Consider the following 4,078-nt stretch of genomic DNA (forward strand, 5'->3'; position numbering starts at 1 on the left):
GCTCGCCGGCTCACCACCGCGGACGGCACGGTCGTCGCCGAAGGGGACATCATCTCGGTCGACGGCACCGCCGGGAAGGTCTACGTCGGCGAGTTGGACGTCGTGCCGTCCCCGGTCGTGGACTACTTCGAGGGCCGTCGCCCACCCGAGCGCGACGACCTCCTGCGGGCCGTGGACCGGATCATCACCCACGCCGACCGCAGCGCCCGGCTGGAGGTGCGCGCCAACGCCGACACCCCGACCGACGCGCACCGGGCCCGCCTGCTCGGCGCCAGCGGCATCGGGCTCGTCCGTACCGAGCACATGTTCCTCGGCGACCGGCGGGTGCTCGTCGAGCGGCTGGTCCTGGCCGACACCGAAGCCGACCGCGAGGACGCGCTGGCCGCCCTGCTTCCGTTGCAGCGCGCCGACTTCACCAAGATCCTCGAGGAGATGGACGGCCTGCCGGTCACCATTCGCCTGCTCGACCCGCCCCTGCACGAGTTCCTGCCCGACCGCACCGAGCTGACCGCCCGGGTCGCCGTCGCGAAAGCACTCGGCCGGCCCGACGGGGTCGCGGAGGAACTGCTGCGCGCGGTCGACCGCCTGCACGAGGAGAACCCGATGCTCGGTACGCGGGGCGTTCGGCTCGGACTGGTGATCCCGGGCCTGTACGACCTGCAGGTGCGGGCGATCGCCGAGGCCGCGGCGGCCCGGATCCTCGCCTATGGCGACCCGCGGATGGAGATCATGATCCCGCTCGTCGGCGACGTGCGGGAGCTGTCGATCACGGCGGCGCGGGCCCGGGAGGTCGTCACCGAGGTGGCCGTCGCGGCCGGGGTGGACATCCCGTACGAGATCGGCTCGATGATCGAGCTGCCCCGCGCGGCGCTCACCGCCGGCCGCATCGCCGAGACGGCGCGGTTCTTCTCCTTCGGCACGAACGACCTCACGCAGACGACGTGGGGCTTCTCCCGCGACGACGTGGAAAGGTCGTTCTTCCCCGTGTATGTGGAGAAGGGGGTGTTCGACGTGTCGCCGTTCGAGACCATCGACCGCGACGGTGTCGGCCGGCTGGTCGCGTTCGCGGCCTGGGAGGGTCGGGTCACCCGGCCCGACCTCGAGCTCGGTGTGTGCGGCGAGCACGGTGGCGACCCGGCGTCGATCCACTTCTTCCACGACATCGGTCTCGACTACGTGTCCTGCTCGCCGTTCCGCGTCCCCGTGGCCCGCCTCGAGGCCGGCCGCGCCGCGGTGGGCGAGACCGCCACCGACACCCGTTAGGAGGACGGGGTGCACATCGTGGTCGGGGTGGACGGCTCCTGCCCGGCAGTGCAGGCGACGCACTGGGCCGGCCCGCGAGGCCACCCGGCGCGACGCCGACCGGCGGCTGGTGCACGTCCGGCAGCTCCTCCTGCTGCTGCCGACCAACCTGTAAACCTGGGGGCAACAAGTGGCTCGGCGCCGCCCGCGGCGCCGCGGCATCGGTCGCGCCGGCCGTTTGGCCGTGCTGTCCACAGTGCACCACTGCCTCGCGGACGGCATCTCCGGCACCCACCTGCTCGCCGCGATGTTCGCCCCGTCCCACCCCGAGCCACGGCCGAGCACCGGCACACTGCTCCGCGACGCGCTCGGCGAGACCACCACGAACAGTCGAGATGAGGAGGAGCCATGCGCAAGATCGCCGAAATCGCGGCGGAGTTCCTTGCCACCAAACGGATCGCGATCACCGGCGTGTCACGCGACCCGGCCGGGCACGGCGGCAACGTCGTGCACCAGCGACTCCGGGAACGCGGCTACGAGGTGTTCGCGGTCAACCCGAACGCGGACGAGATCGCCGGCGAGAAGTGCTACCACGACCTGAAGTCCATCCCGGGTGGGGTGACCGCGGTGGTGATCGCGACCCGGCCGGAGGCCGCGGAGGACACCATGCGCGAGTGCGTCGAGCTGGGCGTGAAGTACGTGTGGATGCACCGCTCGTTCGGCCCCGGCAGCGTCTCACCCGCCGCGACCGAGTACGGCCGCGCACACGGCACCACGGTCATCGACGGCGGCTGCCCGCTCATGTTTCCGCCGGCCTCGGACCCTGGCCACCGACTGATGCGGTGGATGTGCCGGCCGCCAAGCAAGGTCTAGTCCAAGGCCGTGAAGTTGACGGGTGGGTGTGGCTGTCCAGCGGCTGAGACAGGCAACGGAGTTCCTGCTCTGCGTCGAACCGGGCGGACAACCGCACCGGCGAACTCCTGGTGACCACGGCCTTCTCCTGCCGGCGTCCCTGCCTCCACCGTCGGCCACCCCGCGGGGGCCCGACAGGGCCGGTGGGATGTGGCGGACGGGCCTTTGGTCACGTCGAGCAGGGAACAACAGCCCTCGCAGACCGCGTCCGCGGGCACGAAGGTGGTGGCATGGCAAGCGTTAGTCGAGGAGGCCGAACGATGAAGGAGCACAAGCCGGACCAGCACACGGTGCCCGGCCCGAGCTGAGAGGTTGACCTCCATGGAAACCCTCCTGCGGTACGTCCTCCTCGGTGCGGCCGCGTGCTTCGTGCTGGGCCTGCACCTGATGAACTCCCCGGCGACCGCGCGGCGGGGCAACCTGCTCTCCGCCTGCGCCATGGCCACCGCGGTGGTCGCCACCGCGATCCTGCTGGCACAGCGGGGAAGCATCACGCTCGCCGGCTGGGGCGTGTTGTTCTCCGCCGGTATCCTCGGTTCCGCGATCGGGCTCCACCTGGCGCGGACCGTGCGGATGACCGCCATGCCCCAACTGGTGAGCTTGTTCAACGCCGTCGGCGGCGGTGCCGCGGCCCTGATCGCGATCACCGAGTTTCTGCGCCACCTCACCGATCCCGAGGTCAGCGTGCCGGGCGCGGTCGACATCCTCATCGGCGCGGTCACGTTCTCCGGTTCGCTCGTCGCCGCGGGCAAGCTGCAGGGCGTCGTGCCGAGCCGGCCGATCGTGTTCCCCGCCGTGAGAGCCGCGAACGTCCTGCTGGGACTCGCGTTCGCCGGCGCGGCGGCCTGGCTGGTCGTCGACCCGGGCAGCGGGATCGCGCTCGCGCTGCTCGTCGTGGCCGCGTTGGCCTTCGGGGTGACCATGGTCCTGCCGATCGGCGGCGCGGACATGCCGGTGGTCATCTCGCTGCTGAACGCGTTGACGGGCACGGCGGTGGCCATGGCCGGCTTCGTCCTCGGTGAGCTGGCGCTCATCATCGCGGGGGCGCTGGTCGGCGCGTCCGGTGGCATCCTCACCAAACTCATGGCCGACGCCATGAACCGGTCCATCGTGAACATCATCGTCGGCGGCTTCGGCACCGGTGACAGCGCGGCGCCGGCCGGACCCGCGGGCGACGTGAGCGTCCGCGCCGTCACCGCGGACGACGTCGCCGTTCAGCTCGCCTACGCCAGCAAGGTGATCGTGGTGCCCGGCTACGGTCTCGCCGCCGCGCAGGCGCAACACGAGCTGGCCAGACTCGGCCAGTTGCTCGAGGACCTCAAGATCGACGTCAGCTACGCCATCCACCCGGTCGCCGGCCGCATGCCCGGCCACATGGACGTGCTCCTCGCCGAGGCCAACGTGCCCTACCCGCGGCTGAAGGAACTGGAGGAGGTCAACCCCGAGTTCGGCCAGGCGGACGTCGCGCTGGTCATCGGCGCGAACGACGTCACCAACCCGGCCGCCCGCCGCCCCGGCAACGCCATCTCCGGCATGCCGATTCTCGACGTGGACAAGGCCAAGAGCGTCGTGGTCGTCAAACGGTCGATGGGCCACGGCTACGCCGGCATCGACAACGAGCTGTACACCAACCCGAAGACCGGCATGCTCTTCACCGACGCCAAGAAAGGGCTCACCGACCTGATCGCGAACATCCGCACACTCGTCACCTGAGACGCCACACATTGTGGACGGACCAGCGAACAGCTGATCCGTCCACAGTTGTGCGTCACCGGTTCCCGACGAAGTGCAGCGCGGTGGCCACCAAACCGACCACGATCGCGACCACGAAGACGTGATCTGCGTGTCATCGCCCATCGCCTCCCCGCGTGGAGATCCCCGCCTCTACCGTGCCCCCACTGACGGCGCCGTCGGTCCCGGCCAC

At 70.7% G+C, this 4,078-nt stretch carries 3 protein-coding genes and 1 pseudogene; all 4 read left to right on the plus strand.

From position 1 onward, the window contains the following. A partial coding sequence (locus tag ACJ73U_RS46090) for a putative PEP-binding protein (protein WP_407784138.1) occupies positions 1–1,263 on the plus strand: 1,263 nt, incomplete at its 5' end. 169 nt (positions 1,264–1,432) lie between these two features. Beyond that, a pseudogene (locus ACJ73U_RS46095) lies at positions 1,433–1,573 on the plus strand (wax ester/triacylglycerol synthase domain-containing protein); the annotation flags it as partial. A 77-nt stretch (positions 1,574–1,650) separates the two neighbouring features. After that, entirely contained in the window at positions 1,651–2,115 is a 465-nt protein-coding gene (locus ACJ73U_RS46100; protein ID WP_407784139.1) for a CoA-binding protein, read from the plus strand. A 360-nt stretch (positions 2,116–2,475) separates the two neighbouring features. After that, positions 2,476–3,867, plus strand: coding sequence for an NAD(P)(+) transhydrogenase (Re/Si-specific) subunit beta (locus ACJ73U_RS46105; protein ID WP_407784140.1), 1,392 nt, complete (start codon positions 2,476–2,478; stop codon positions 3,865–3,867). Positions 3,868–4,078: the final 211 nt, after the last annotated feature.

This window comes from Actinophytocola sp. (assembly GCF_045807065.1).
Classification (GTDB): domain Bacteria; phylum Actinomycetota; class Actinomycetes; order Mycobacteriales; family Pseudonocardiaceae; genus Actinophytocola.

Bases quoted from the DNA above. Each gene is read 5' to 3' on its own strand.
- ACJ73U_RS46100 (WP_407784139.1), top strand. From the start codon at position 1,651: ATGCGCAAGATCGCCGAAATCGCGGCGGAGTTCCTTGCCACCAAACGG.
- ACJ73U_RS46105 (WP_407784140.1), top strand. From the start codon at position 2,476: ATGGAAACCCTCCTGCGGTACGTCCTCCTCGGTGCGGCCGCGTGCTTC.